The organism is Azospira sp. I09, assembly GCF_009177135.1.
Lineage (GTDB): Bacteria > Pseudomonadota > Gammaproteobacteria > Burkholderiales > Rhodocyclaceae > Azospira > Azospira oryzae.
In genome coordinates this window covers 1,068,733-1,093,025 of record NZ_AP021844.1, presented here as the reverse complement: position 1 = coordinate 1,093,025, position 24,293 = coordinate 1,068,733, and the positions used below count along the sequence as shown (strand labels likewise).

At 62.4% G+C, this 24,293-nt stretch carries 19 protein-coding genes; 15 read left to right on the top strand and 4 right to left on the bottom strand.

The genetic code is table 11. The features are described 5' to 3' along the window. Positions 1-132 precede the first annotated feature (132 nt). From AZSP09_RS05020 to AZSP09_RS05010, 3 genes are all read left to right on the top strand, one after another. Entirely contained in the window at positions 133-2,304 is a 2,172-nt protein-coding gene (locus AZSP09_RS05020) for an ABC transporter substrate-binding protein (RefSeq protein ID WP_152089368.1), read from the top strand. A gap of 190 nt (positions 2,305-2,494) precedes the next feature. Next, positions 2,495-5,092 (top strand): bifunctional aconitate hydratase 2/2-methylisocitrate dehydratase, encoded by a 2,598-nt coding sequence (gene acnB / locus AZSP09_RS05015; RefSeq protein ID WP_130458326.1) that lies wholly within the window; start codon positions 2,495-2,497, stop codon positions 5,090-5,092. Positions 5,093-5,322: 230 nt separating this feature from the next. Further along, positions 5,323-5,808 (top strand): RNA methyltransferase, encoded by a 486-nt coding sequence (locus tag AZSP09_RS05010; RefSeq protein WP_050804298.1) that lies wholly within the window; start codon positions 5,323-5,325, stop codon positions 5,806-5,808. 43 nt (positions 5,809-5,851) lie between these two features. Here the strand turns inward: AZSP09_RS05010 and AZSP09_RS05005 are convergent, their stop codons facing one another. The 3 genes from AZSP09_RS05005 to AZSP09_RS04995 all read right to left on the bottom strand — a co-directional run bounded on the left by AZSP09_RS05005 (position 5,852) and on the right by AZSP09_RS04995 (position 9,177). Beyond that, positions 5,852-7,012: an NnrS family protein gene (locus AZSP09_RS05005; RefSeq protein WP_152089367.1), complete on the bottom strand. Its 1,161-nt coding sequence runs from the start codon at positions 7,010-7,012 to the stop codon at positions 5,852-5,854. Between the two features lie 101 nt (positions 7,013-7,113). Next, a complete protein-coding gene (locus AZSP09_RS05000; protein ID WP_152089366.1) occupies positions 7,114-8,121 on the bottom strand; it encodes an HpcH/HpaI aldolase/citrate lyase family protein in 1,008 nt (335 codons plus the stop codon). Positions 8,122-8,190: 69 nt separating this feature from the next. Continuing rightward, on the bottom strand, positions 8,191-9,177 hold the full coding sequence (locus AZSP09_RS04995) for a malate dehydrogenase (RefSeq protein WP_130458329.1): 987 nt from the start codon (positions 9,175-9,177) through the stop codon (positions 8,191-8,193). A gap of 188 nt (positions 9,178-9,365) precedes the next feature. Between AZSP09_RS04995 and AZSP09_RS04990 the strand changes: the two genes are divergently transcribed. The 10 genes from AZSP09_RS04990 to lpdA all read left to right on the top strand — a co-directional run bounded on the left by AZSP09_RS04990 (position 9,366) and on the right by lpdA (position 20,815). After that, the gene (locus tag AZSP09_RS04990) at positions 9,366-10,106 is read left to right on the top strand and encodes a GntR family transcriptional regulator (protein ID WP_014237267.1); all 741 of its coding nucleotides are present in this window, start codon (positions 9,366-9,368) and stop codon (positions 10,104-10,106) included. Positions 10,107-10,236: 130 nt separating this feature from the next. Further along, complete coding sequence (sdhC, locus tag AZSP09_RS04985; protein WP_014237268.1) at positions 10,237-10,629, top strand: succinate dehydrogenase, cytochrome b556 subunit; 393 nt, start codon at positions 10,237-10,239, stop codon at positions 10,627-10,629. Beyond that, positions 10,623-10,970 (top strand): succinate dehydrogenase, hydrophobic membrane anchor protein, encoded by a 348-nt coding sequence (sdhD, locus tag AZSP09_RS04980; RefSeq protein WP_014237269.1) that lies wholly within the window; start codon positions 10,623-10,625, stop codon positions 10,968-10,970. Before sdhC ends, sdhD begins: the two co-directional genes overlap by 7 nt. A 3-nt stretch (positions 10,971-10,973) precedes the next feature. Next, a complete protein-coding gene (sdhA, locus tag AZSP09_RS04975) occupies positions 10,974-12,767 on the top strand; it encodes a succinate dehydrogenase flavoprotein subunit (RefSeq protein ID WP_014237270.1) in 1,794 nt (597 codons plus the stop codon). A 21-nt stretch (positions 12,768-12,788) separates the two neighbouring features. Next, complete coding sequence (locus AZSP09_RS04970) at positions 12,789-13,508, top strand: succinate dehydrogenase iron-sulfur subunit (RefSeq protein WP_014237271.1); 720 nt, start codon at positions 12,789-12,791, stop codon at positions 13,506-13,508. Continuing rightward, a complete protein-coding gene (locus tag AZSP09_RS04965; RefSeq protein WP_014237272.1) occupies positions 13,508-13,750 on the top strand; it encodes an FAD assembly factor SdhE in 243 nt (80 codons plus the stop codon). The genes AZSP09_RS04970 and AZSP09_RS04965 overlap by 1 nt, the downstream gene beginning before the upstream one ends. Before the next feature lie 80 nt (positions 13,751-13,830). Next, positions 13,831-15,126: a citrate synthase gene (gene gltA, locus AZSP09_RS04960; protein ID WP_014237273.1), complete on the top strand. Its 1,296-nt coding sequence runs from the start codon at positions 13,831-13,833 to the stop codon at positions 15,124-15,126. 113 nt (positions 15,127-15,239) lie between these two features. Then, positions 15,240-18,062: a 2-oxoglutarate dehydrogenase E1 component gene (locus tag AZSP09_RS04955; RefSeq protein WP_014237274.1), complete on the top strand. Its 2,823-nt coding sequence runs from the start codon at positions 15,240-15,242 to the stop codon at positions 18,060-18,062. Between the two features lie 27 nt (positions 18,063-18,089). Continuing rightward, positions 18,090-19,298 (top strand): 2-oxoglutarate dehydrogenase complex dihydrolipoyllysine-residue succinyltransferase, encoded by a 1,209-nt coding sequence (odhB, locus tag AZSP09_RS04950; protein ID WP_014237275.1) that lies wholly within the window; start codon positions 18,090-18,092, stop codon positions 19,296-19,298. A gap of 92 nt (positions 19,299-19,390) precedes the next feature. After that, the gene (gene lpdA / locus AZSP09_RS04945; RefSeq protein WP_152089365.1) at positions 19,391-20,815 is read left to right on the top strand and encodes a dihydrolipoyl dehydrogenase; all 1,425 of its coding nucleotides are present in this window, start codon (positions 19,391-19,393) and stop codon (positions 20,813-20,815) included. 195 nt (positions 20,816-21,010) lie between these two features. Here lpdA and AZSP09_RS04940 read toward each other — a convergent pair whose 3' ends face one another. After that, entirely contained in the window at positions 21,011-21,832 is an 822-nt protein-coding gene (locus AZSP09_RS04940) for an RES domain-containing protein (RefSeq protein WP_172974697.1), read from the bottom strand. 326 nt (positions 21,833-22,158) lie between these two features. Here AZSP09_RS04940 and zapE point away from each other — a divergent pair, with 326 nt between their 5' ends. Both zapE and AZSP09_RS04930 read left to right on the top strand, forming a co-directional pair. Further along, positions 22,159-23,274 (top strand): cell division protein ZapE, encoded by a 1,116-nt coding sequence (gene zapE / locus AZSP09_RS04935; protein WP_014237278.1) that lies wholly within the window; start codon positions 22,159-22,161, stop codon positions 23,272-23,274. 68 nt (positions 23,275-23,342) lie between these two features. Next, on the top strand, positions 23,343-24,245 hold the full coding sequence (locus tag AZSP09_RS04930; protein ID WP_152089363.1) for a secretin N-terminal domain-containing protein: 903 nt from the start codon (positions 23,343-23,345) through the stop codon (positions 24,243-24,245). The last annotated feature ends 48 nt before the right edge of the window (positions 24,246-24,293 follow it).

The window sequence follows — 24,293 nt, the reverse complement described above, 5'->3', positions numbered from 1 at the left end:
ACATGCCCCTAAGTTGAAAGTCCGCGGGATTATAGCGGAAACGGGGCGCATTTTACCGCAGTGCGTCACGGGAGGTTAAGGGCCGGGGGTGCCTTAATGACGCTCGCAGGCGCTTCCGCTAAACTCCGGGCCATGCGCAAAGGCTCTCTTTCCGGGATCGTCTCCCTCGTTGTTTCCCTGCTCCCCCTGCTTCTGGCCGGATGCGGTGAAGGTCCCTGGAACGACCCCTATCCTGTGGCGGAAGCCGGTCGCAACGTGCTCTATTCGGCCTTTACCGAGCGCCCCAAACACCTGGACCCGGTCCAGTCCTACGCCGAGGACGAAAGCGTCTTTACCGGCCAGATTTACGAGCCACCGCTCCAGTACCACTATCTGAAGCGTCCCTACACCCTCATTCCCGCCACGGCCGAGAGCGTGCCGGTGCCCCGCTATTACGATGCCGCCGGCCGTCAATTGCCGGCCACTGCCGACGAGAGCCTGATCGCCAGCAGCGTGTACGAAATCCGCATCAAACCCGGCATCCGCTACCAGCCCCATCCGGCCTTTGCCCTGAAGGCCGACGGCACCCCCGTTTATGGCGATCTCGATCCCCTCAAGCTGCAGGATGTGCGGCGCCTGGCCGACTTTGCCGAGACCGGCAGCCGCGAGCTGACGGCCGACGATTACATCTACCAGATTAAGCGCCTGGCCCATCCCCGTCTCCATTCCCCCATCTTCGGCATGATGGCCGAACGCATCGAAGGCTTGGCCGCGCTGGGCAAGATCCTGCAGGCCGAAGCGGCCAAGGCGCCGGCAGGCGGCTGGCTGGACCTGGATCGCTATCCCCTTGCCGGGGTGGAGAAGGTGGATCGCTATACCTGGCGGGTTCGCCTCAAGGGCAAGTATCCCCAGTTCCTCTACTGGCTGGCCATGCCCTTCTTCGCCCCGGTGCCGCGGGAGGCGGACCGCTTTTACAGCCAGCCCGGTATGGCGGAAAAGAACCTGAGCCTGGACTGGTATCCGGTCGGCACCGGCCCCTACATGCTGACGGAGAACAATCCCAACAGCCGCATGGTGCTGGAGCGCAATCCTAATTTCCACGGGGAAACCTATCCTTGTGAAGGCGATCCGGGTGACCGGGAGAAGGGCTTGCTGGCGGATTGCGGCAAGGCGCTGCCTTTCATCGACAAGGTGGTGTTCACCCGGGAAAAGGAAAGCATTCCCTACTGGAACAAGTTCCTCCAGGGCTATTACGACGCTTCGGGGATTTCCTCCGACAGTTTCGACCAGGCGGTGCGCCTCAATGTGGGGGGCGATGTGCAACTCACCGAGGAAATGCAGGAAAAGGGCATCCGCCTCCTCACCAGCGTCCGGGCTTCCATTTTCTACATGGGCTTCAACATGCAGGACAGCCTGGTCGGCGGCCTGGGCGATGGGGGGCGCAAGCTGCGCCAGGCCATTTCCATCGGCATTGACCAGGAAGAGTTCATTTCCATTTTCATGAATGGCCGCGGCATTCCCGCCATGAGCCCCCTGGCGCCCGGCATCTTCGGCTTCGAGGAAGGGCAGGGGGGTATCAATCCGGTGGTCTACGACTGGCGGGACGGCGCTCCCAGGCGCAAGTCTATCGAGAGCGCCCGCCGCCTCATGGCCGAGGCCGGCTGGCCCAACGGGCGCAACGCCCGCACTGGTGAGCCCCTGGTGCTGAATCTGGACACCACCGGCGGCGGCATGGGCGACAAGTCGCGGCTGGACTGGCTGACCCGCCAGTTCGCCAAGCTGGATATCCAGCTGGTGGTCCGTTCCACCGACTGGAACCGTTTTCAGGAGAAGCTGCGCAAGGGCGCGGTGCAGATGTTCTATCTGGGCTGGAATGCGGACTATCCGGATCCGGAGAACTTTTTCTTCCTGCTGCACGGCAGCGAAACCCGGGTCAAGCACGGGGGGGAGAACTCCGCCAATTACATGAACCCGGAGTTCGACCGCCTCTTCGAGCGCATGAAGAACATGGAGAACGGGCCTGAGCGGCAACAGATCATCCGCCAGATGGTGCATCTGGTGCAGCAGGATGCCCCCTGGGTCTTCGGCTTCCACCCCAAGAACTACACCCTCGGCCACCGCTGGCTCTACAACCGCAAGCCCACGGATGTGGGCAACAACACCCTCAAGTACCAGCGCGTCGATGGCGCCGACCGGGCGGCCCGGCAGCGGGAATGGAACCAGCCCGTGCGCTGGCCCCTGGCCCTCCTGCTCCTGGCGCTGGCAGGCCTGCTGGTGCCGGCGGTGCGGGCCCATCGTCGCCGGGAGCGGCAGTCCGCCCGCTGATCGGCGCCCCTGTTCCTTTGTCCCGTATTGCGCTATTTTTTTGCGTTCTGGCGTCGCACAAATCCGCTGTGATGTCTGATATCATATATAAGACTTAAGGAGCTTCCGGCGGCTGCGAATGCAGTTGCGTATTTCGGGCAGCTCCCCTGTCCCCAGATCACTGAATTCCACCTGTCGAGAGGAACCAGCCGTGCTTGAAGCCTACCGCCAACACGTCGCCGAGCGTGCCGCACTCGGTATCCCCCCCCTGCCTCTGTCCGCCGCCCAGACCAAGGACCTGGTCGCCCTGCTGCAAAACCCGCCCAAGGGCGAGGAGCAGGCCCTGGTGGAGCTGATTACCTACCGTGTTCCCGCCGGTGTTGATGATGCCGCCAAGGTCAAGGCCGAGTTCCTGGCCAAGGTGGCCAAGGGCGAGCTTTCCTGTGTCCTGATTTCCCGCGCCAAGGCCACCGAGCTGCTGGGCACCATGCTCGGCGGCTACAACGTCAAGCCCATGATCGACCTGCTGGGCGACGCCGAAGTCGGCGCCGTGGCCGCCGAAGGTCTGAAGAAGACCCTGCTGGTGTTCGACTTCTTCCACGACGTGGCCGAGCTGGCCAAGGGCGGCAACGCCAACGCCAAGGCCGTGATGCAGTCCTGGGCCGATGCGGAGTGGTTCACCTCCCGTCCCGAAGTCCCCGCTTCCCAGAAGCTGACCGTGTTCAAGGTCACCGGCGAAACCAACACCGACGACCTGTCTCCCGCTCCGGATGCCTGGTCCCGTCCCGACATCCCCCTGCATGCCCTGGCCATGCTGAAGAACCCCCGTCCGGGTATCGAAGCCGACAAGGCTGGCGAGCGCGGCCCCGTCAAGCAACTGGAAGCCCTGGCCAAGAAGGGCAACCTGATCGCCTACGTGGGCGACGTGGTGGGTACCGGTTCTTCCCGCAAGTCCGCCACCAACTCCGTGCTGTGGTTCACCGGCGAAGACATCCCCTTCGTGCCGAACAAGCGCTTCGGCGGCGTCTGCCTGGGCTCCAAGATTGCTCCCATCTTCTTCAACACCATGGAAGATGCCGGCGCTCTGCCCATCGAGCTGGACGTTGGCCAGATGGACATGGGCGACGAGATCGAGCTGAAGATCGACCAGGCCACCGCCAAGGTCACCGCCCTGAAGAACGGTGCCGTCATCGCTGAAGCCCAGCTGAAGACCCCCGTGATCCTGGACGAAGTGCGCGCCGGCGGCCGCATTCCCCTGATCATCGGCCGCGGCCTGACCACCAAGGCCCGCGAAGCTCTGGGGCTGGCTCCTTCCACCCTGTTCCGCCTGCCCCAGCAGCCCAACGATCCGGGCAAGGGCTACTCCCTGGCCCAGAAGATGGTGGGTCGTGCCTGCGGTCTGCCGGAAGGCAAGGGCATCCTGCCCGGCACCTACTGCGAACCGAAGATGACCACCGTGGGCTCCCAGGACACCACCGGCCCCATGACCCGCGACGAGCTGAAGGACTTGGCTTGCCTGGGCTTCTCCGCCGACCTGGTGATGCAGTCCTTCTGCCACACCGCCGCTTATCCCAAGCTGGTGGACGTGCGCATGCACCGCGAGCTGCCTTCCTTCATCAGCACCCGTGGCGGCGTTGCCCTGCGTCCTGGTGACGGCGTCATCCACTCCTGGCTGAACCGTCTGCTGCTGCCCGATACCGTGGGTACCGGCGGTGACTCCCACACCCGTTTCCCCATCGGCATTTCCTTCCCGGCCGGTTCCGGTCTGGTGGCCTTCGCTGCCGCCACCGGCGTGATGCCCCTGGACATGCCCGAATCCGTGCTGGTGCGCTTCAAGGGCAAGATGCAGCCCGGCATCACCCTACGCGATCTGGTCAACGCCATCCCCCTGTACGCCATCAAGCAGGGCCTGCTGACCGTGGAGAAGAAGGGCAAGAAGAACGTCTTCTCCGGCCGCATCCTGGAAATCGAAGGCCTGCCCGATCTGAAGGTGGAACAAGCCTTTGAGCTCTCCGACGCCGCTGCCGAGCGTTCCGCCGCCGCTTGCGCCATCGCCCTGAACAAGGAGCCGATCGTCGAGTACCTGCGCTCCAACATCACCCTGATGAAGTGGATGATCGCCGAAGGCTACCAGGACGCCCGTACCCTGAAGCGCCGCATCAAGGCCATGGAAGAGTGGATCGCCAACGGCACCCTGCTCAAGGCCGACGCCGATGCCCAGTACGCCGCCGTGATCGAGATCGATCTGGCCGACGTCAAGGAACCCATCGTCGCCTGCCCCAACGACCCGGATGACGTGAAGGTCCTCTCCGAAGTCGCCGGCGACAAGATCGACGAAGTGTTCATCGGCTCCTGCATGACCAACATCGGTCACTTCCGCGCTGCCGGCAAGGTGCTGGATGGCAAGTCCGACATTCCGACCCGCCTGTGGATCGCTCCGCCCACCAAGATGGACGCCCTGATCCTGACCGAAGAAGGCTATTACAGCGTTCTCGGCAAGGCCGGTGCCCGCATGGAAATGCCGGGCTGCTCCCTGTGCATGGGCAACCAGGCCCAGATCCGCAAGGGTTCCACCGCCATGTCCACTTCCACCCGGAACTTCCCCAACCGTCTGGGCATCGACACCCGGGTATACCTGGGCTCCGCCGAACTGGCCGCCATGTGCTCCCTGCTGGGCAAGATCCCGACTGTGGCCGAGTACATGGAATACATCCAGGTGGTTAACGCCAAGGCTGCCGACATCTACCGCTACATGAACTTCGACCAGATCCCCGAGTTCGTGGAAGTGGCGGAAACCGTTACCGTCTGAGCGGTACGGCGCAAGACAAAACCAAAGGAAGCAACACGAGGAGATGCGGCCCCGCTTCGGTGGGGCCGTTTTTTTTGCAGCGACACCTTTCCTTTGGCGTGCCGATCCCGCTGTTGGCAGCCCCGGTGGCACGGCTGACTGCTATGGAATGCCGGCCGGGATCGGTTATGCTCCGGCTCCGGGCAACGGCGCCATGACCAGTCGCCGGCTTTGCCGTGTTAAGGGAAACAATGGAAATCATCACCAAAAAGCAGGCCATCAAAACCTGCAGCGGCTATTCCTGCATCGGCCTGTACAACCCCAAAAGCCCGGGCAACGTGGGCTCCATCATGCGGGCTGCCGGCTGCTATGGGGTCAATACGGTTTTCTACACCGGCAAGCGCTATGACACGGCCAAGGAATTCTGCACCGACACCAAGCAGGTGCATCAGCAGCTGCCCCTGATCGGCGTGGACGATCTGCAGCAGGTGATCCCCCTGGGCTGTGTGCCGGTGGCCATCGAACTGGTGCCGGAGGCCAAGCCCCTGACCGAGTACCGCCACCCGGAGCGGGCCTTCTACATCTTTGGCCCGGAGGATGGCAGCCTGAGGAAGAACGTCACCTCCTGGTGCCAGGATATCGTCTACATCCCGACCCACGGCTGCATGAACCTGGCAGCGACGGTCAATGTGGTGCTGTACGACCGGATGCTGAAGGCCGGCGGCTACCGCGGCTAGTGGGCCGCCGCGGCCTGGAAGGGCGCCATGGCGCCCTTCCAGGCTAATGCACCTTGCCGTCCACCCGGGGAGCGAGCAGGAAGGGGATCAGGCGCCAGCCGAGCAGGCCGAAACAGCCCAGCCAGCAGGCGGCAGCCAGATAGATCCAATGCACATAGGCTGCCGGGAAAAACTGGGGCATGACGATGCGCAGGACAAAACCCAGCAGCATCAGCCCCAGGGCCAGCTTGTCCAGGGTCTCGAAGACCACCTTGCGGCCGGTATGTCCCTTGGCGATGCGGATCAGCATGGCCGGAATCACCAGGCCCATGGCGCCGAAGGTGAATACGTGGAGCGACAGGGAGCCGATCCAGGGCACCGGGCTGAAGTAATGCAGGCTCTCCAGCAGCAGTTGGGCGGTGATGGCCAGATAGCCCAGGTACATGACGCCGATGTCGATGCGGCTGAGACCCAGCAGGGGCTTCCAGAATGCCAGGCGCAGCAGGAGCAGGGCGGCCAGCAGCAGGGCCAGGACGGCGCCGGCCGGCGCCGGCAGCAGGGGTTGCAGCACCAGCAGCAGACCTAGCCCCTTGATGGCGCCATCCAGGCGCGAATGGCGGAGGATGGCGACCTGGAACACGCCTTTCATGAACTGGGTCAGGGTCCGTTCGAACATCACCAGGAAGGCCATGCGGAACAGGCCCAGGGTGATGCCGACGCCGATGGCGAAGGTCTCCGGCTGCAGCAGCAATTGCTTGGCCACGAGAAAGGCCGGCAGCACCAGCAGGAAATAGTAGTTGTCCCGGTAGCTGTCCTGGGCCCGGTAGCGGATCAGCGTATGCAGCAGCATGACGATGATGCTGCCGATGAAGAGGTTGCTGCCCAGGTGGAACAGCCAGCCGGGCCATGACCCGGCGGTGGCCATGACCACCCGTTCCAGCAGCCAGGCGGCAGCCAGGTAGGCCAGGGAAGCGCCGTGATGGCCTCGCACCGAGACCCAGTTTTTCGTGGCCGTGAGCAGGAAGCCGCCAAGGACGGCCCAGCCGAAGCCGAAGAACATTTCGTGGGCGTGCCATTGCAGCGGGGTAATGGAGGCGGCAGGCAGGGCGAGGGCGCCGGAAAAGACGGCGGCCCACAGCAAGGGCAGGCTCAGGCCAGCCAGGCAGGCGAGGGCGAAGAAGGGGCGAAAGCCCACCAGCCACAGCGGGTGTTCGGCAAATTTCACGATGGTGTGTCCGCTTGGGCCGGGCGGCGGCAATTGGCCGGCCCGACATGAAAAGGGGCTCCAGAATAGGAGCCCCGATGGTCGATGCGCTTTGATGCCTGTCAGCTTTGGCTGAAAAACCGCCGGACGGTACCGGCGGGGATGTCCATGCCCGTGGCCTGGGCCCGCTGCAGCAGTTCCCAGTAGTAGCGGTAGGAAGCCCGGTCGTGCAGTCGGCCGGCGTGCTGGATGGGGCCCCAGTCCTTGTCCTGGGCAGCTTCCAGGATTTCCGTGGCTTCCTGCACTTCGGAAAAGTCGGGGCGCATGGCTTCGACGATGGGCATGATCTGGTTGGGGTGAATGCTCCACATGCGCAGATAGCCGAACTCCCGGCGGGCACGGCGGGCGTCGTCGGCCGCCACGGTCGTGTCCTTGATTTCGGTGGTGACATTGTGGGAAGGCACCACGCCGTTGGCCAGGGCGGCGGCGGCGATGTCGGCCTTGGCCCGGGCCACCAGGGGGTGGTCGAACTGGCCGGGGCTCTTCATGGCGCTGCCGGGAATGGCGCCGTGGTGGCCGGAGACGAAGTCCATGAGGCCGAAGTCCAGGCTTTCGACGCCGGGCAGGGCGGCAATTTTCCAGGCGTCCTTGAGGGCGCCGTGGGTTTCGATCAGCACGTGGACCGGAATGGGGCGGCTGATCCGGCACTGGGCCTCGATGCTGCGCAGGGCATCGATCTGGGTCCGCGCATCGTCGACGGAGCGAACCTTGGGAATGGTCAGGAAAGCGAGGCGCTGGCCGGCGTGGTAGACCAGGATTTCCAGATCCTGGCGCCAGTGGGGGTGGGTGATGTCGTGGATGCGCGCACCGACCCGGCCGAAGCGGTTGTCGCTGCCGCTGATGAGGCCGGCGGCCATTTCCGCATGTTCGGCTTCGGCACCGGCGTGGGCACCGTCTTCGCAGTCGCAGGTGATGTCGAAAACGGGCTGGTTGTTATGGGCCAGTTCCTGCTGCAGCTGCAGGGCCTTCTTCATGAGCTTTTCCGATCCGGCGTAGTGGTCCACCACGGGCAGGACGGGGAAGGGCTTTTCACCGGCGAAGAGAACGTCGTTGGGATGACGCAGGGTCATGGGCAAAGCTCCAAAGAAAAAGGCCGCGGCATTTTACCGCGGCCTTTGCAGCAAGTGGCTTGCTGTTGCTTACAGCATGGAAGCCACGGCAGCGCGCTCTTCTTCGAGCTCGGCCAGGGTGGCGTTCATCTTGCCGCGGCTGTACTCGTCGATCTCCAGGCCCTGGATGATCTTGTAGTCGCCGTTCTTGCACTCGCAGGGGAAGCCGTACACGACGCCTTCGGGGATGCCGTAGGAACCGTCGGAGGGCACGCCCATGGTGACCCATTCGGACGAGCCCAGAACCCAGTCACGCACGTGGTCGATGGCGGCATTGGCAGCGGAAGCGGCGGAGGAGAGGCCCCGGGCTTCGATGATGGCGGCGCCGCGCTTGCCCACGGTGGGCAGGAAGACGTCGTTGTTCCACACGGCATCGTTCACCAGGCCCTTGACGTTGTCGCCGTTGGAGGTGGCGAAACGGTAGTCGGCGTACATGGTGGGGGAGTGGTTGCCCCAGACGACCATCTGCTTGAAGGAGGAAACGGCGCGGCCGGTCTTGGCAGCCAGTTGGGACAGGGCGCGGTTGTGGTCCAGGCGCAGCATGCCGTGGTAGTTGCGGGGGTTGGTGCGGCCAACCTTCTTGGCGGCGGAAGCGGCGATGTAGGCGTTGGTGTTGCAGGGGTTGCCCACCACCAGGACCTTCACGTCTTCCTTGGCGTTTTCAGCGATGGCCTTGCCCTGAACGGTGAAGATGGCACCGTTGGCGGTCAGCAGGTCGGCACGCTCCATGCCTTTGCTGCGGGGACGGGCGCCTACCAGCAGACAGACGTCGGCATCCTTGAAGGCGACGTTGGGGTCGTCGGTGGCAACCATGCCGGCCAGCAGCGGGAAAGCACAGTCTTCCAGTTCCATCATCACGCCCTTGACGGCCTGCTGGGCTTGCGGCAGATCGAGCAGCTGCAGAATGACGGGCTGGTCTTTGCCGAGCATTTCGCCGGAGGCGATGCGGAAGAGCAGGCTGTAGCCGATCTGGCCGGCGGCGCCGGTAACGGCTACGCGCATGGGGGCTTTGGACATGGTGCGACTCCTGTGAGTACAGTCGTTGAACAAAATTCGTGAATTCGTCACCGGCGCAGGCTTTCCGCGCCAAGCTTTGAAATAGTATGCCCTCGTTTCCGGGGTGTCAATGTTGCAACTTATGTCTTATATAAGATGTAAGTATTAGAATAGACTATTGACGTTTTTTGTGCTGAAATAACCAGATTATGACCCGCCAAGTTACGTCACTGTCGCCCACCTTCAGCCCTTTGTATCGTCAGATCAAGGAGTTGATGATGAGTAGCCTGGAAGCGGGGGAATGGGGTCCCGGCGATGCCATTCCCAGCGAATCCGAGCTGGCGTTGCGCTTTGGTGTGAGTCAGGGAACGGTGCGCAAGGCCATCGACGAGATGGCTGCCGAAAATCTCCTGGTGCGCCGTCAGGGCAAGGGCACTTTCGTAGCCACCCACAACGACCCCCGTTCCTTCTTCCGTTTTTTGCGCCTCGTTCCCAACGAAGGCGGTCTGCAGCAATCCCACAGCGAACCCATCGAATGCTGGCGTGCCAAGGCCGGTCAGGATGTGGCGCGGGTTCTCGGTCTCGAAGTCGGCAAGCCCATCACCATCGTGCGCCGGTTGTTGAGCTTTGATGCCGAGCCGGTGGTGCTGGACGAAATCTATGTGCCCAGCGATCTCTTTCCCGATCTCTCCCTGGAAATCCTCAAGGGCAGCGATCAATCCCTCTACAGCATGTACGAGTCCCGTTACGGCGTGCGCATGATCCGCGCCGAAGAGCGCATTCGTGCCGTGGCTGCGGACAAGAGCAATGCGGATTTGCTGCGGGTGCCGGAAGGTAGTCCCCTGCTGCTGGTGGAGCGGGTGGCATTTACCTACGGCAACAAGCCGGTCGAGTGGCGCCGCGGCTTTTACTCGACCCAGAAACACCATTATCTGAATGAACTAGGCTGAGGCAAGGAGGTCGGCGGCAACGGAAATTCGGAAACAAAGGGAAGTCGAAAAACACTATAATTTATAACTTTCATAAGGGTGCGGTGGCAGTTCAGTCGCCGTTTCGCAACAAGCAAGAGGGATGACGTTCATGGCAGAACTCAGTATCAAAAAGAAGCGTCCGAAAAATCTGGACCTGACAACGATCCGCCTGCCCCTACCGGGTATTCTTTCCATTCTCCACCGCGTCAGCGGCGCCGGCCTGTTCCTGTGTCTGCCCCTGCTGCTGTGGCTGTTCCAAAGCAGCCTGGCGACGCCCGAGTCGTTTGCTACCTTCAAAGCCGTCGCAGCCCATCCCCTGGTCAAGATCATCCTGCTGGGCCTGCTGTGGGCCTTCTGTCACCACTTCTGTGCCGGTATCCGCTACCTGTTCCTGGATGTGCACATGGGCGTTGATCTCGAATCCGCCCGTCTGACCAGCAAGATCGTCTTCGCCGTCAGCATCGCGCTGACCGTCATCCTGGGAGTTGCCCTGCTATGGTAAATCGCATTGTTGTTGGCGCCCATTACGGCCTGAAGGACTGGATTGCCCAGCGCGCCACGGCCGTCATCATGGCCGTCTATTCCGTCATCCTGTTGGCCGCCGTCGGTGCTATCGGCCCCAACACCTACGAAGCCTGGCGCGGCCTGTTCGCCAACGGCTTCATGAAGTTCATTACCTTCCTGTTTTTCCTCTCCCTGTTCTACCACGCCTGGATCGGCGTGCGTGACATCTGGATGGACTACGTCAAGCCCACCGGCATCCGCCTGGTGCTGCATGTCCTGACCATTTTCGCCCTGCTCGGCTACGCCGGCTGGGCCACTCAGATTCTGTGGAGACTGTAAGTAATGACTATCCCCGTGCATAAGTATGATGTGGTGATCGTGGGTGCCGGCGGTGCCGGTCTGCGCGCCGCACTGCAAGTTTCCGAAGCCGGTCTCAAGACCGCCGTGCTGTCCAAGGTGTTCCCCACCCGTTCCCATACGGTTGCCGCCCAGGGCGGCGTGGCCGCCTCCCTCGGCAATGTGACCGAGGACAACTGGCACTGGCACATGTACGACACCGTCAAGGGTTCCGACTGGCTCGGTGACCAGGACGCCATCGAGTTCATGGTGAAGAAGGCCAACGAAGTGGTCGTGGAACTGGAACACTTCGGCATGCCCTTCGACCGTCTGGACAGCGGCAAGATCTACCAGCGCCCCTTCGGCGGCCACTCCCAGAACTATGGCGAGAAGCCGGTGAACCGCTCCTGTGCCGCTGCCGACCGTACCGGTCATGCCATGCTGCACGCCATGTACCAGCGCAACGTCAAGGCCAACACCCAGTTCTTCGTGGAATGGATGGCCCTGGACCTGATCCGTGACGAAGACGGCGACGTGCTGGGCGTGACCGCCATGGAAATGGAAACTGGCGAGGTTCACATCTTCCACGCCAAGGCCACCATTTTCGCCACCGGCGGTGCCGGTCGTATCTACTACTCTTCCACCAATGCCTTCATCAACACCGGTGACGGCGTCGGTATGGCTGCCCGTGCCGGCATCCCCCTGGAAGACATGGAATTCTGGCAGTTCCACCCCACCGGCGTGGCCGGTGCCGGTGTGCTGATCACCGAAGGCGTGCGCGGCGAAGGCGGCATTCTGCGCAACGCTTCCGGCGAGCGCTTCATGGAACGCTATGCCCCCAACCTGAAGGATCTGGCCTCCCGCGACGTGGTGTCCCGTTCCATGGTGACCGAGATCAACGAAGGCCGCGGCTGCGGTCCCGACAAGGATCACGTGCTGCTGGACATTACCCACCTGTCCCCCGAGACCATCATGAAGCGCCTGCCCGGCATTCGTGAAATCTCCATCCAGTTTGCCGGTGTGGATCCCATCAAGGCCCCGATCCCCGTGGTGCCGACCTGCCACTACCAGATGGGCGGTATTCCGACCAACTACAAGGGCCAGGTCATTGTGCCGAAGGGCGACGAGAAGTCCGTTCCCGTGGGCGGTTTCTACGCCGCCGGCGAATGTGCCTGCGCTTCCGTGCATGGCGCCAACCGCCTGGGCACCAACTCCCTGCTGGACCTGCTGGTCTTCGGCAAGTCCTCCGGCGAGTCCGTGGTGGAAGACCTGAAGGGCAATCCCCGCGCCCACAAGCCCCTGCCGGCCAACGCCGCCGACGTTTCCCTGGCCCGTATCGCCCGTCTGGACAACCAGAAGAACGGCGAGAGCGTGCATGAAGTCCGTCTGGCCATGCAGCGCACCATGCAAAAGCATGCCGGCGTGTTCCGCTTCAACGACCTGCTCAAGGCTGGCGTCGAGGAAATCAAGAAGGTCGCCGAACGGGCCAAGACCACCGAGATCAAGGACAAGTCCAAGGTCTGGAACACCGCCCGTACCGAAGCCCTTGAACTGGACAACCTGATCGAAGTGGCGAAGGCCACCATGATCTCCGCCGAAGCCCGCAAGGAATCCCGCGGCGCCCACGTGCGCGACGATGCCCTGGATACCGCCGAGACCCCGGCCGGCCGCGACGACAAGAACTGGCTCAAGCACACCCTGTGGTACTCCGAAGGCAACCGCCTCGACTACAAGCCGGTGAACCTGCAGCCGATGTCTGCCGACGTCGAGTCCATCGCTCTCGCCAAGCGGACCTACTAAGGCCAGGAAGGAATTACGCAAATGAGCGCCAATACCAAACGTACCGTTCAATTCAAGATCTATCGCTACGATCCGGATAAGGACAACGCACCTTACATGCAGGACATCACCGTCGAACTGGAACAGTCCGACAAGAAGTTGCTGGATGCCCTGGTGCGCCTGAAGGTCAAGGACGATTCCCTGGCTTTCCGCCGCTCCTGCCGCGAAGGCGTGTGCGGTTCCGACGCCATGAACGTCAATGGCAAGAACCGTCTGGCCTGCCTCACCGACGTGGACGAGCTGCCCCAGCCCATCGTGCTGCGGCCCCTGCCCGGTCTGCCCGTGGTGCGCGACCTGATCGTGGACATGACCCAGTTCTTCAAGCAGTACCACTCCATCAAGCCGTACCTGATCAACAACGATCCTCCTCCCGAGCGCGAGCGTCTCCAGTCTCCGGAAGAGCGTGAAGAGCTGAACGGCCTGTACGAGTGCATCCTCTGCGCCTGCTGCTCCACCTCCTGCCCGTCCTTCTGGTGGAACCCCGACAAGTTCGTCGGTCCGGCCGGCCTGCTGGCTGCTTACCGCTTCATCGCCGATACCCGCGACCAGGCCACCAACGAACGTCTGGACAACCTGGAAGATCCGTATCGCCTGTTCCGTTGCCACACCATCATGAATTGCGTTGATGTCTGTCCGAAGGGCCTGAACCCCACCAAGGCCATCGGCAAGATCAAGGAAATGATGGTTCGGCGTGCTGTTTAATGGATCGTGCTGAATACGAGCGCCTTCGCTGGCGCTGCATCCGCCGCGGCCTCCTGGAGCTGGACCTGACGCTGACCAAATTCCTCGACCAGGAATTCGACAAGCTGACGGAACCGGAGGTCGAAGCCTTCAAAAAGCTGGCGGAATTAGAAGATTGGGATTTCCTTGGCCTGATTGTTGGGGGCAAGGAACTTTCCGACCCGCATGAGGCTGCCGTACTGGCCAAATTGCGTAAGTGCTGAGTAAGGAAGGGGCGCCACCATGGCGCCTCGTCCTTCGCTAAAAAAGTAGTGATGACAACCACCACCACAGGGGCTGCAAAATGAGCGAACGCAAGGCTACTCTCAATATCGAAGGCCAAGGGCCGGTCGATTTCCCGATCATGTCTCCCACCCACGGCAACGACTGTATCGACATTCGTACCCTGGGCGGCAAAACCGGTCTCTTCACCTACGATTCCGGCTTCCTGTCCACTGCCAGCTGCAAATCCAAGATTACCTTCATCGATGGCGACAAGGGCGAGCTGCTGTACCGCGGCTATCCCATCGAGCAACTGGCCGAAAACTGCAACTTCCTGGAAGTCGCCTACCTGCTGAAGAACGGCGAACTGCCGAACGCTTCCCAGAAGACCGCTTTCGAAGACACCATCAAGAACCACACCATGGTGCACGAACAGCTGGCCAAGTTCTTCAGCGGCTTCCGCCGCGACGCCCACCCCATGGCCGTGATGGTCGGTGTGGTCGGTGCTCTGTCCGCCTTCTACCATGAAGCCATGGACTTCTCCGATGCCGAGCATCGCAGCATCAGCTTCAACCGCATCATCGCCAAGATGCCCACCATCGTTGCCATGGCCTACAAGTACACGACCGGTCAGCCGTTCATGTACCCGCGCAACGACCTGGACTACACCGCCAACTTCATGCACATGATGTTCGGCACCCCCTGCGAGACCTACAAGCCGAACCCCGTGCTGGTCCGCGCCCTGGACATCATCTTCACCCTGCACGCCGACCACGAGCAGAACGCCTCCACCTCCACCGTGCGTCTGGCCGGCTCCTCCGGTGCCAACCCCTTCGCCTGCATCTCCGCCGGTATCGCCTGCCTGTGGGGCCCTGCCCACGGCGGCGCCAATGAAGCCTGCCTGCAGATGCTGGAAGAGATCGGCGACGTCTCCCGCGTCGGCGAATACATCGCCCGCGCCAAGGACAAGAACGACTCCTTCAAGCTGATGGGCTTCGGTCACCGCGTCTACAAGAACTTCGACCCCCGCGCCAAGCTGATGCGCCAGGTGTGCAACGACGTTCTGAAGGAACTGGGCCTGGAAAACGATCGCCTGTTCAAGCTGGCCATGGAACTGGAAAAGATCGCCCTGGAAGATCCGTACTTCGTCGAGAAGAAGCTCTACCCGAACGTGGACTTCTACTCCGGCATCGTGCAGAAGGCCCTGGGCATCCCCACCTCCATGTTCACCTGCATCTTCGCCCTGGCTCGTACCGTGGGCTGGATGACCCAGTGGGAAGAGATGATCACCGATCCGGAATACAAGATCGGTCGTCCGCGTCAGCTGTACATCGGCGCCGCCAAGCGCGACGTCGCGCCGCTGGCCAGCCGTAAGTAAGACGAGAAAAGGGGCGGCGTGGCCGCCCTTTTTTTCAATGGTCGGCGGAAAATTCGCCGATTGCAGTGAGAGACAGACGTTCCAACAATAAAACCACACCACAGGTGATTGCCATGATGATGCAAAACTTCGGCACCTCCTACCTCTTCGGCGGCAATGCCCCGTTCGTGGAGGAGCTGTACGAGAACTACCTCGACAATCCCGCGTCCGTTCCCGACGAATGGCGCGAATACTTCGACAAGCTGGCCCAGCAGCCGGGTGCCGCTGCCCGCGATGTTCCCCACTTCCCCGTGATCGCCGCCTTTGCCGAACAGGGCAAGCGGGGTCCGGTGCGTACCGTGGTGGCCGCCGGTGACGACAAGAAGCAGGTTGCCGTCCTGCAGCTGATCAATGCCTACCGCTTCCTGGGCAACCGCTGGGCCAATCTGGACCCGCTCAAGCGCCAGGAACGCCCCGAAATCCAGGAACTGGAGCCGTCCTTCTACGGCTTCACGCCCGCCGACCTGAACGAGCCCTTCAATACCGGCTCCTTCCAGTTCGGCGCCGATCGCGCTCCCCTGGGCCAGATCATCGAGGCGCTGAAGGAAACCTACTGCGGTTCCATCGGCGTCGAATACATGTACATGAGCGACATTGCCCAGAAGCGCTGGCTGCAGGAACGCCTGGAACCCAGCCGCGGCAATGGCAACTACACGCCCGAGCGCAAGAAGCGCCTGCTCGACCGCCTGACCGTGGCCGAGACCCTGGAACGCTACCTGCACACCCGCTACGTGGGTCAGAAGCGCTTCTCCCTGGAAGGCGGCGAGTCCCTCATCGTCGCCATGGACGAAGTGATCCGCACCGGCGCCGCCACCGGCGTCCAGGAAATCGTCATCGGCATGGCCCACCGCGGCCGCCTCAACGTGCTGGTGAACACCCTGGGCAAGGCGCCCAAGATGCTGTTCGACGAGTTCGAAGGCAAGAAGGCCCAGGATCTGTCCTCCGGCGACGTGAAGTACCACATGGGCTTCTCCTCCGACGTGTCCACCGACCATGGTCCGGTGCACCTGACCCTGGCCTTCAACCCCTCCCACCTGGAAATCGTGAACCCGGTGGTGGAAGGTTCCGTCTATGCCCGCCAGCGTCGTCGCGGCGGTGACGATGCGGCCAAGGCCCAGATCCTGCCCGTCCTGATCCACGGCGATGCCGCCGTTGCCGGCCAGGGCGTGAACCAGGAAATGCTGAACTTTTCCCAGACCCGCGGCTATGGCACCGGCGGTACGGTGCACGTCGTGGTGAACAACCAGATCGGCTTCACCACCTCCGATCCCCGGGACTACCGTTCCTCCCTGTACTGCTCCGACATCTTCAAGATGGTCGAAGCCCCGATCTTCCACGTCAATGGCGATGATCCGGAAGCCGTGGCCCTGGTCACCCAGCTGGCCCTGGAATTCCGTCAGACCTTCAAGAAGGACGTGGTCATCGACATCATCTGTTTCCGCAAGCTCGGCCACAACGAGCAGGACGAGCCGATGGTGACCCAGCCCCTGATGTACAAGAAGATCCAGGCCCACCCCGGCACCCGCAAGCTGTACGCGGACAAGCTGGTGGCCCAGGGCGTGCTCTCTGCCGACGGTCCCGACCAGATCATCAAGGACTTCCGCGCCGCCCTGGACCAGGGCAAGCTGCTGTCCGACCCCGTGCTGTCCAACTACAAGCGTCAGCACGCCAACGACTGGGCGCCCTACACCAACAAGAAGTACACCGAGCTCGGCAACACCAAGGTGCCGAAGAAGGAACTGCAGCGTCTGGCCAAGCGCCTGACCGCCATTCCCGAAAACTTCACCATGCACTCCCGCGTCAAGAAGATCATCGAAGACCGGGCCCAGATGGGTGAGGGCAAGCTGCCGGTGGACTGGGGCATGGCCGAGAACCTGGCCTACGCCACTCTGCTGGCCCAGGGCTATGGCGTGCGCATCTCCGGCGAGGACGTGGGTCGCGGCACCTTCTTCCACCGTCACGGCGTGCTGCACGACCAGAACCGGGAAAAGTGGGACGCCGGTTCCTACATCCCCCTGGCCAACCTGCAGGAAGACCAGGGCAATTTCCAGAGCTTCGACTCCGTGCTGTCCGAAGAGGCCGTGCTGGCCTTCGAATACGGCTACGCCACCGCCGAGCCCAATGAGCTGGTGGTGTGGGAAGGCCAGTTCGGCGACTTCGCCAACGGCGCCCAGGTGGTGATCGACCAGTTCCTCTGCTCCGGCGAGGCCAAGTGGGGTCGTGCCTGCGGTCTGACCCTGCTGCTGCCCCACGGCTACGAAGGCCAGGGTCCGGAGCACTCCTCCGCCCGCCTGGAACGCTACATGCAGCTCTCCGCCGAGTTCAACTGGGAAGTCTGCTACCCCTCCAACGCTGCCCAGATCTTCCACCTGCTGCGTCGCCAGATGGTGCGCAAGCAGCGCAAGCCCCTGGTGGTGATGACGCCCAAGTCCCTGCTGCGCAACCCCAGCGCTTCCTGCTCCCTGGACGAGTTGGCCAACGGCACCTTCCAGACCATCATCGGCGAAACCGAGAAGCTAGAAGCGAAAAAGGTCACCCGTGTCATCGCCTGCGCCGGCAAGGTCTATTACGACCTGGTGGCCGCCCGCAAGGAACGCAAGCTGGAGAACATCGCCATCCTGCGCGTCGAGCAGCTGTATCCGTTCGACGACAAGCGCTTCGATGAGGAACTGTCCAAGTTCCCCAACGCCAAGGAACTGGTGTGGTGCCAGGAAGAGCCCCTGAACCAGGGTGCCTGGTACGCCAAGGCTCACCGCCTGCAAGTCGCCCTGAAGAAGGGTCAGACCCTGCACGTGGTAGCCCGTCCCGCTGCTGCTGCGCCGGCCGTGGGTTACCTGGCCAAGCACGTGGAGCAACAAAAAGCCCTGCTGGAAGAAGCACTGGGCAAACTGAACTAAAACCGAGAGACAAAGGAAACGTAGATCATGATTATCGACGTCAAAGTCCCGCAACTGTCCGAATCCGTTGCCGAAGCCACCCTGGTGTCCTGGCACAAGAAGGCAGGCGAAGCTGTCAGCCGCGATGAGAACCTCATCGATATCGAAACCGACAAGGTGGTCCTGGAACTGCCCGCTCCCGATGCCGGCGTGATCGTCAAGATCATCAAGGGCGACGGCGACACCGTGGTTTCCGGCGAAGTCATCGCCCAGATCGACACCGAAGCCAAGGCTGCCGCTGGCGCCGCTCCGGCTGCCGCCGCTGCTCCCGCCGCTGCCGCTCCGGCCCCGGTGGCTGCTGCCGCTGCTCCGGCTGCTGCTGCCGGCACCGCCAGCCCCGCCGCCCGCAAGATCCTGGACGAGAAGGGCATCGCTGCCGCCGACGTCTCCGGCACCGGCCGTGGTGGCCGTGTCACCAAGGAAGATGCCGTGGGCGCCCAGGCCAAGGCCGCCGCGCCCGCCGTGGCTGCCCCTGCCGTGTCCATCCCCCTGGGTGACCGTCCGGAACAGCGCGTTCCCATGACCCGCCTGCGCGCCCGCATCGCCGAGCGCCTGCTGCAGTCCAAGAACGAAAACGCCATCCTCACCACCTTCAACGAAGTGAACATGGCCCCGGTTATGGCCCTGCGCAAGCAGTACGGCGACAAGTTCGAGAAGGAACATGGCGTACGCCTGGGCTTCATGGGCTTCTTCGTCAAGGCCGCCGTGGCTGCCCTGAAGAAGTACCCGATCCTGAACGCCTCCGTCGATGGCAACGACATCGTCTATCACGGTTACATCGACATCGGTATCGCCGTGGGCTCCCCCCGCGGTCTGGTGGTGCCCATCCTGCGTGATGCCGACCAGATGTCCATCGCCGACATCGAGAAGAAGATTGCCGAATACGGCCAGAAGGCCAAGGACGGCAAGATCTCCATCGAAGAACTGACCGGTGGCACCTTCTCCATCTCCAACGGCGGCGTGTTCGGCTCCATGCTCTCCACCCCCATCATCAACCCGCCCCAGTCCGCGATCCTCGGCATCCATGCCACCAAGGACCGCGCCGTGGTCGAGAACGGTCAAGTGGTGGTGCGCCCCATCAACTACCTGGCCATGTCCTACGACCACCGCATCATCGACGGCCGCGAAGCCGTGCTGGGTCTGGTGACCATGAAGGAAGCCCTGGAAGATCCCGCCCGCCTGCTGCTCGGCGTTTAATGCGCATTGACTGACTGATCCAAGGAACGCAGAGCCGCGGGGCCACCAGCCTTCGCCCTCTGCGTTCTTTTCATGAACGAAAGGTTCTGACCATGTCCAAACAATTCGACGTTCTCGTCATCGGCGGCGGCCCCGGCGGCTATGTGGCTGCCATCCGCGCCGCCCAGCTGGGCTTCTCCGTCGCCTGCTGCGAATCCAATCCCTACGCCGATCCCAAGGGCGAACCCCGCCTTGGCGGCACCTGCCTGAACGTGGGTTGCATTCCCTCCAAGGCCCTGCTGCACACCTCCCACCTGTTCGAGGAAGCCGGCCACGCCTTCGCCGCCCAGGGCATCCAGGTGAGCGCGCCCAAGATCGACGTGCCCACCATGATCGGCCGCAAGACCGCCGTGGTGACCCAGCTCACCTCCGGCATCAAGGGCCTGTTCAAGAAGAACAAGGTCACCCAGCTCAACGGCCACGGTTCCTTCGTCGGTCAGGGCGGCGCCGGTTGGCAGGTCAAGGTCGGCGACGAAGTCGTCGAGGCCAAGCAGGTCATCGTCGCCACCGGTTCCAAGGCCCGTCATCTGCCCGGCATCGCCGTGGACCAGAAAATCGTGCTGGATAACGAAGGCGCCCTGGAACAACAGTCCGTGCCCAAGAAGCTGGCCATCATCGGCGCCGGCGTCATCGGCCTGGAAATGGGCTCCGTGTGGCGTCGTCTGGGTTCCGAAGTGACCATCCTGGAAGCCTCTCCCGATTTCCTCGCCGCCGCCGACCAGGACGTGGCCAAGGAAGCCCTCAAGCTGTTCACCAAGCAGGGCCTCAACATCCAGATGGGCGTCAAGCTGGGCGAGACCAAGGTCAGCAAGAAGGGCGTTTCCATCGCCTACACCGACAAGGACGGCAAGGAACAGAAGCTGGATGCGGAGCGCCTGATCGTCTCCGTCGGCCGCGTGCCCAACACCGACGGCCTCAACGCCGAAAAGATCGGCCTCAAGCTCAACGAGCGCGGCCAGATCGAAGTGGACGGCCACTGCCGCACCAACCTGCCCGGCGTCTGGGCTGTGGGCGACGTGGTGTCCGGCCCCATGCTGGCCCACAAGGCCATGGAAGAGGCCGTCATGGTTGCCGAACTGATGGCCGGCCAGGCCGGTCACTGCAACTTCGACACCATCCCCTGGGTCATCTACACCAGCCCCGAGATCGCCTGGGTCGGCAAGACCGAACAGCAGCTCAAGACTGACGGCGTGGCCTACAAGGTCGGCAAGATCCCCTTCCTGGCCAACGGCCGGGCCCTGGGCATGGGCGACCCCACCGGCTTCGTCAAGATGCTGGCCTGCGCCAAGACCGACCGCATCCTGGGCGTGCACATCATCGGCCCCAATGCCTCCGAATTGATCGCCGAAGCCGTGGTGACCATGGAGTTTGGCGGCGCCTCCGAAGACCTGGCCCGCATCTGCCACGCCCACCCGACCCTGTCGGAAGCAGTGCACGAAGCCGCCCTGGCCTGCGACAAGCGCCCGCTGCACTTCTAAGCGGAAAGCATTCGGGCTGCGGCCCGGTGCAGACAAAAAGGCGAGGATTACTCCTCGCCTTTTTCTTTTTCTGGGGACTGCTAACGATCTGAAGGGATGGTTTATTCGGCAGCTGCTGTAAGGCAGCTTTTCAGCTGAAGCGGACCGTTAGCAAGTGGTGTTAATCATGGTCAACTGCTGCTCTCCATTAATTGATTAGGTTTTAGTCCATGGTGGGCTTAACAATATCGTGATCCCTTCATGCCTGTCTCCCCACTGCAGCTTCCCAGATGCAAAAATCCCAGTTACATGGCTTTGATTGGTGTAGTTGTAGAGTCCGAATGCCAAGTGCTTCGCACGTCCCACCTTAACGGAAACGATGCCCCACTGCTCCCATAGGTGATCACCGCGAATTGCAAAATTAACTGCACCTGACTGCTGACTGCTGGGAAATCCAACAACCGAAACTTCCGGAAGCTTTGTAAAAATTGCCTTTGCTGCGTAGGACGAAACGTAGTAATCATCAGCCCCATCTGTCAGGCAGTGATGCAGGAATGCGTCTGCGATAACAATGGACTTAGCATTTGCATCACCCTCGTTATTCAGAATTTGACTGATTTTTTTAGCGCAATCGCCCTTTAGGAGGTTCCCGCGACCACATCGTTGGACATGGAATATTTCTCCAATTGGGGCGATTCGTGCTTTGAGTCCATCCCTGATCGAAAACTCGGTCAGTACAACATCCGAGTCTTCCACATGCACTTCTTTAAAGGCGGTTTCTTGTTTGTCAGCCACATAGAGAACCTGAAATCCCTCTGGATTGGCTCGCTGCATTACCGGAGTTTTGTTTTTTCGCCAGATCAAGTCGTCCACTGATTCTGGAAGGGTATCTCCGTCCTCAAGTTTTCTGGCTCGCCGAAAATGCCACCCCGGCCCCCAATCAACAGATAGCATTGGATGCGCTGCAACGACACGATCAATGAAGCTTTGCTTTGCATGGAGGCTCGCTGTTTTGAAGTTGGCGATGCCTTCAAGCAATTCTGCGAGAGGTACTGGGGGGAACCTTTTTGTTAAAGGTATTGGTTGCATTGAATACACTCTAATTTCTGGACGATTTAGAACTCTCATTCTGGAGCATAAACCGACCGAGCAGTTCGAGAACACTGGGCGTCCGCTTCGGCGCGAAATGCGCGCTTCTGCTCCCAAATCAACGGCTGCTTCTGACGGTTAGATGATCTTTCTCGCCAACGCTGGGCCGTCCCCGGCTGATGTTTTAAAATAGCCTCCTTTCTGCGCCGCTCCTTTCAGGCTGCCAGGCGCCACAACAACATCGCACCCCCCGAGGTGCTCCCGACGGATTCCCCATGCCCCACCGTACTCTCAATGTTCCCGAGCGCGGCATGCTCGATGCCTATGAGGCCCTGCTGGCCTCCCGTGGATTCACTGCCGATGCGGCCCAGAAGGCGGCAGCCGAGCGGCTGCAGAAGCTCTATTACGAGCTGGTGGCCTTCAAGGCGGCGCGGCGCAACAAGCTCTACAAGATGTTCAATTCCCGCCTGGAAGTGCCCCGGGGCGTCTATTTCTGGGGTGGGGTGGGGCGGGGCAAGAGCTTCCTCATGGACTGCTTCTACGATTCCGTGCCCTACAAGCGCAAGAAGCGCATTCACTTCCACGGCTTCATGCAGCAGGTGCACAAGGACCTGGAAAGCCTCAAGGGTGAGACCGATCCCCTGGCCATCCTGGCCGGGCGCATTGCTGCCGAGACCCGGGTGCTGTGCTTCGACGAGTTCCACGTTTCCGACATCGCCGATGCCATGATCCTGGGGCGGCTGCTGGAGAAGCTCTTTGCCAAGGGGGTGGTGCTGGTGATGACCTCCAACTACCCGCCGGAGAACCTCTACCCCAACGGCCTGCAGCGGCAGAACTTCCTGCCCACCATCGCCTTGCTCAAGCAGCAGTTGGACGTGGTGCAGGTGGAGGCGGGCATCGACTACCGCCTGCGTACCCTGGAGCAGGTGGAGATCTACCACTATCCGGCCGACGACGCGGCGGAAGCCAAGATGGCCGACTACTTCCGGGAGCTGGCCGGCGGGGAAGGGCAGGCCGGCGGCAGCATCGAGGTGCTGGGCCGGGAGATTCCGGTGCTGCGCCGTTCCGCCGGGGTGGTGTGGTTCGACTTCCAGGCCCTGTGCGACGGTCCCCGTTCCCAGAACGATTACCTGGAGCTGGCCCGGGCCTATCACACGGTGCTGGTCTCCCGTCTGCCCCGCATGAATTCCACCCAGCGCGACATGGCCCGGCGCTTCACCTGGCTGGTGGATATCTTCTACGACGCCAAGGTCAAATTCATTGCCACCGCCGAGTGCGAGCCGGAAGGGCTGTACACCGAGGGCACCCACGCCGGCGAGTTTTTCCGCACCGTCAGCCGCCTAGTGGAAATGCGTTCCCGGGACTACCTGGCCTTGCCCCATCTGGCTTGAGTTTTCGGAAGGGCGGGGCGACACTGGTGCCGCCCCTTTCCTGCCGTGCCGATCATTGGAGGTCTGCCGTGAAGCGTCTGCTGCTGGTTCCGTTGCTCGCCCTGGGCCTGTTCCTGGGGATGTTTTCCATGGCCTGGGCCCAGCAGGAAGTGGAGATCGTGCCCCTCAAGAGCCGCACCGTGGACCAGGTGCTGCCGGTACTGCAGCCCCTGGTGGAACCGGGCGGCGCGGTGTCGGGCATGAACAACCAGCTCATCATCAAGGGCAGCCGGCGCAACCGGGAGCAGCTGAAGCAGGTGCTGGCCTCCATCGACACGCCGCCGCGCATGCTGCGCATCCGGGTCACCCAGAACCGGGACCTGGATAGCCGGGGTCGGGACGTGGGCGTCTCCGGCAACGTGGGCCTGGGCGGCAATGTACGCATCATCCAGTCCCCCGGTGCCGCCGGCACCCTCAACGGCAGCGGCAGCCTCGGCCGTAGCGGCGGCAGCGTGCAGATCCAGCGGGGCGGCTCTAGCGTGACCACGGAGATCGTGGACACCCGCAGCACCCGCAGCAGTTCCGCCGGGCAGATGGTGCAGGTGATGGAAGGGGGCCGGGCCTTCATCCAGATGGGCCAGTCCGTGCCCGTGCCCCTGCGCCAGGCCGTGCTCGGTCCCAACGGCGTGGTGGTGACCGAGAGCACGGTGTACCGGGACCTGGGCCAGGGATTCTATGCCGAGCCCCACCTGGCGGGGGATCGGGTGACCCTGGAAATCAGCCCCCAGAACGACACCCCGGGCAGCTACGGCCCCGGCAGCGCCAATATCCAGCGCCTCAGCACCACCGTCTCCGGCCGCCTGGGCGAGTGGATCGCCCTCGGCGGCATGGGCCAGGAATCGAGCGGACGCGATCGGGCCAACAGCACCCTGTCCACCCAGGACGTGCGCGACAACCGGACCGTCTGGCTGCTGGTGGAAGAGATCAAGTAGTCCCGGTTTTCCTTTTTTCCGCAGCCCCGGCGGCGGAACACAACAACC

Excerpts from the sequence above, each read along its gene's own strand:
- AZSP09_RS05020 (WP_152089368.1), top strand. The coding sequence starts at position 133 with ATGCGCAAAGGCTCTCTTTCCGGGATCGTCTCCCTCGTTGTTTCCCTG.
- AZSP09_RS05010 (WP_050804298.1), top strand. The coding sequence starts at position 5,323 with ATGGAAATCATCACCAAAAAGCAGGCCATCAAAACCTGCAGCGGCTAT.
- AZSP09_RS05000 (WP_152089366.1), bottom strand. The coding sequence starts at position 8,121 with ATGACCCTGCGTCATCCCAACGACGTTCTCTTCGCCGGTGAAAAGCCC.
- AZSP09_RS04995 (WP_130458329.1), bottom strand. The coding sequence starts at position 9,177 with ATGTCCAAAGCCCCCATGCGCGTAGCCGTTACCGGCGCCGCCGGCCAG.
- AZSP09_RS04990 (WP_014237267.1), top strand. The coding sequence starts at position 9,366 with ATGACCCGCCAAGTTACGTCACTGTCGCCCACCTTCAGCCCTTTGTAT.
- sdhC (WP_014237268.1), top strand. The coding sequence starts at position 10,237 with ATGGCAGAACTCAGTATCAAAAAGAAGCGTCCGAAAAATCTGGACCTG.
- sdhD (WP_014237269.1), top strand. The coding sequence starts at position 10,623 with ATGGTAAATCGCATTGTTGTTGGCGCCCATTACGGCCTGAAGGACTGG.
- sdhA (WP_014237270.1), top strand. The coding sequence starts at position 10,974 with ATGACTATCCCCGTGCATAAGTATGATGTGGTGATCGTGGGTGCCGGC.
- AZSP09_RS04970 (WP_014237271.1), top strand. The coding sequence starts at position 12,789 with ATGAGCGCCAATACCAAACGTACCGTTCAATTCAAGATCTATCGCTAC.
- AZSP09_RS04965 (WP_014237272.1), top strand. The coding sequence starts at position 13,508 with ATGGATCGTGCTGAATACGAGCGCCTTCGCTGGCGCTGCATCCGCCGC.
- gltA (WP_014237273.1), top strand. The coding sequence starts at position 13,831 with ATGAGCGAACGCAAGGCTACTCTCAATATCGAAGGCCAAGGGCCGGTC.
- AZSP09_RS04955 (WP_014237274.1), top strand. The coding sequence starts at position 15,240 with ATGATGATGCAAAACTTCGGCACCTCCTACCTCTTCGGCGGCAATGCC.
- odhB (WP_014237275.1), top strand. The coding sequence starts at position 18,090 with ATGATTATCGACGTCAAAGTCCCGCAACTGTCCGAATCCGTTGCCGAA.
- lpdA (WP_152089365.1), top strand. The coding sequence starts at position 19,391 with ATGTCCAAACAATTCGACGTTCTCGTCATCGGCGGCGGCCCCGGCGGC.
- zapE (WP_014237278.1), top strand. The coding sequence starts at position 22,159 with ATGCCCCACCGTACTCTCAATGTTCCCGAGCGCGGCATGCTCGATGCC.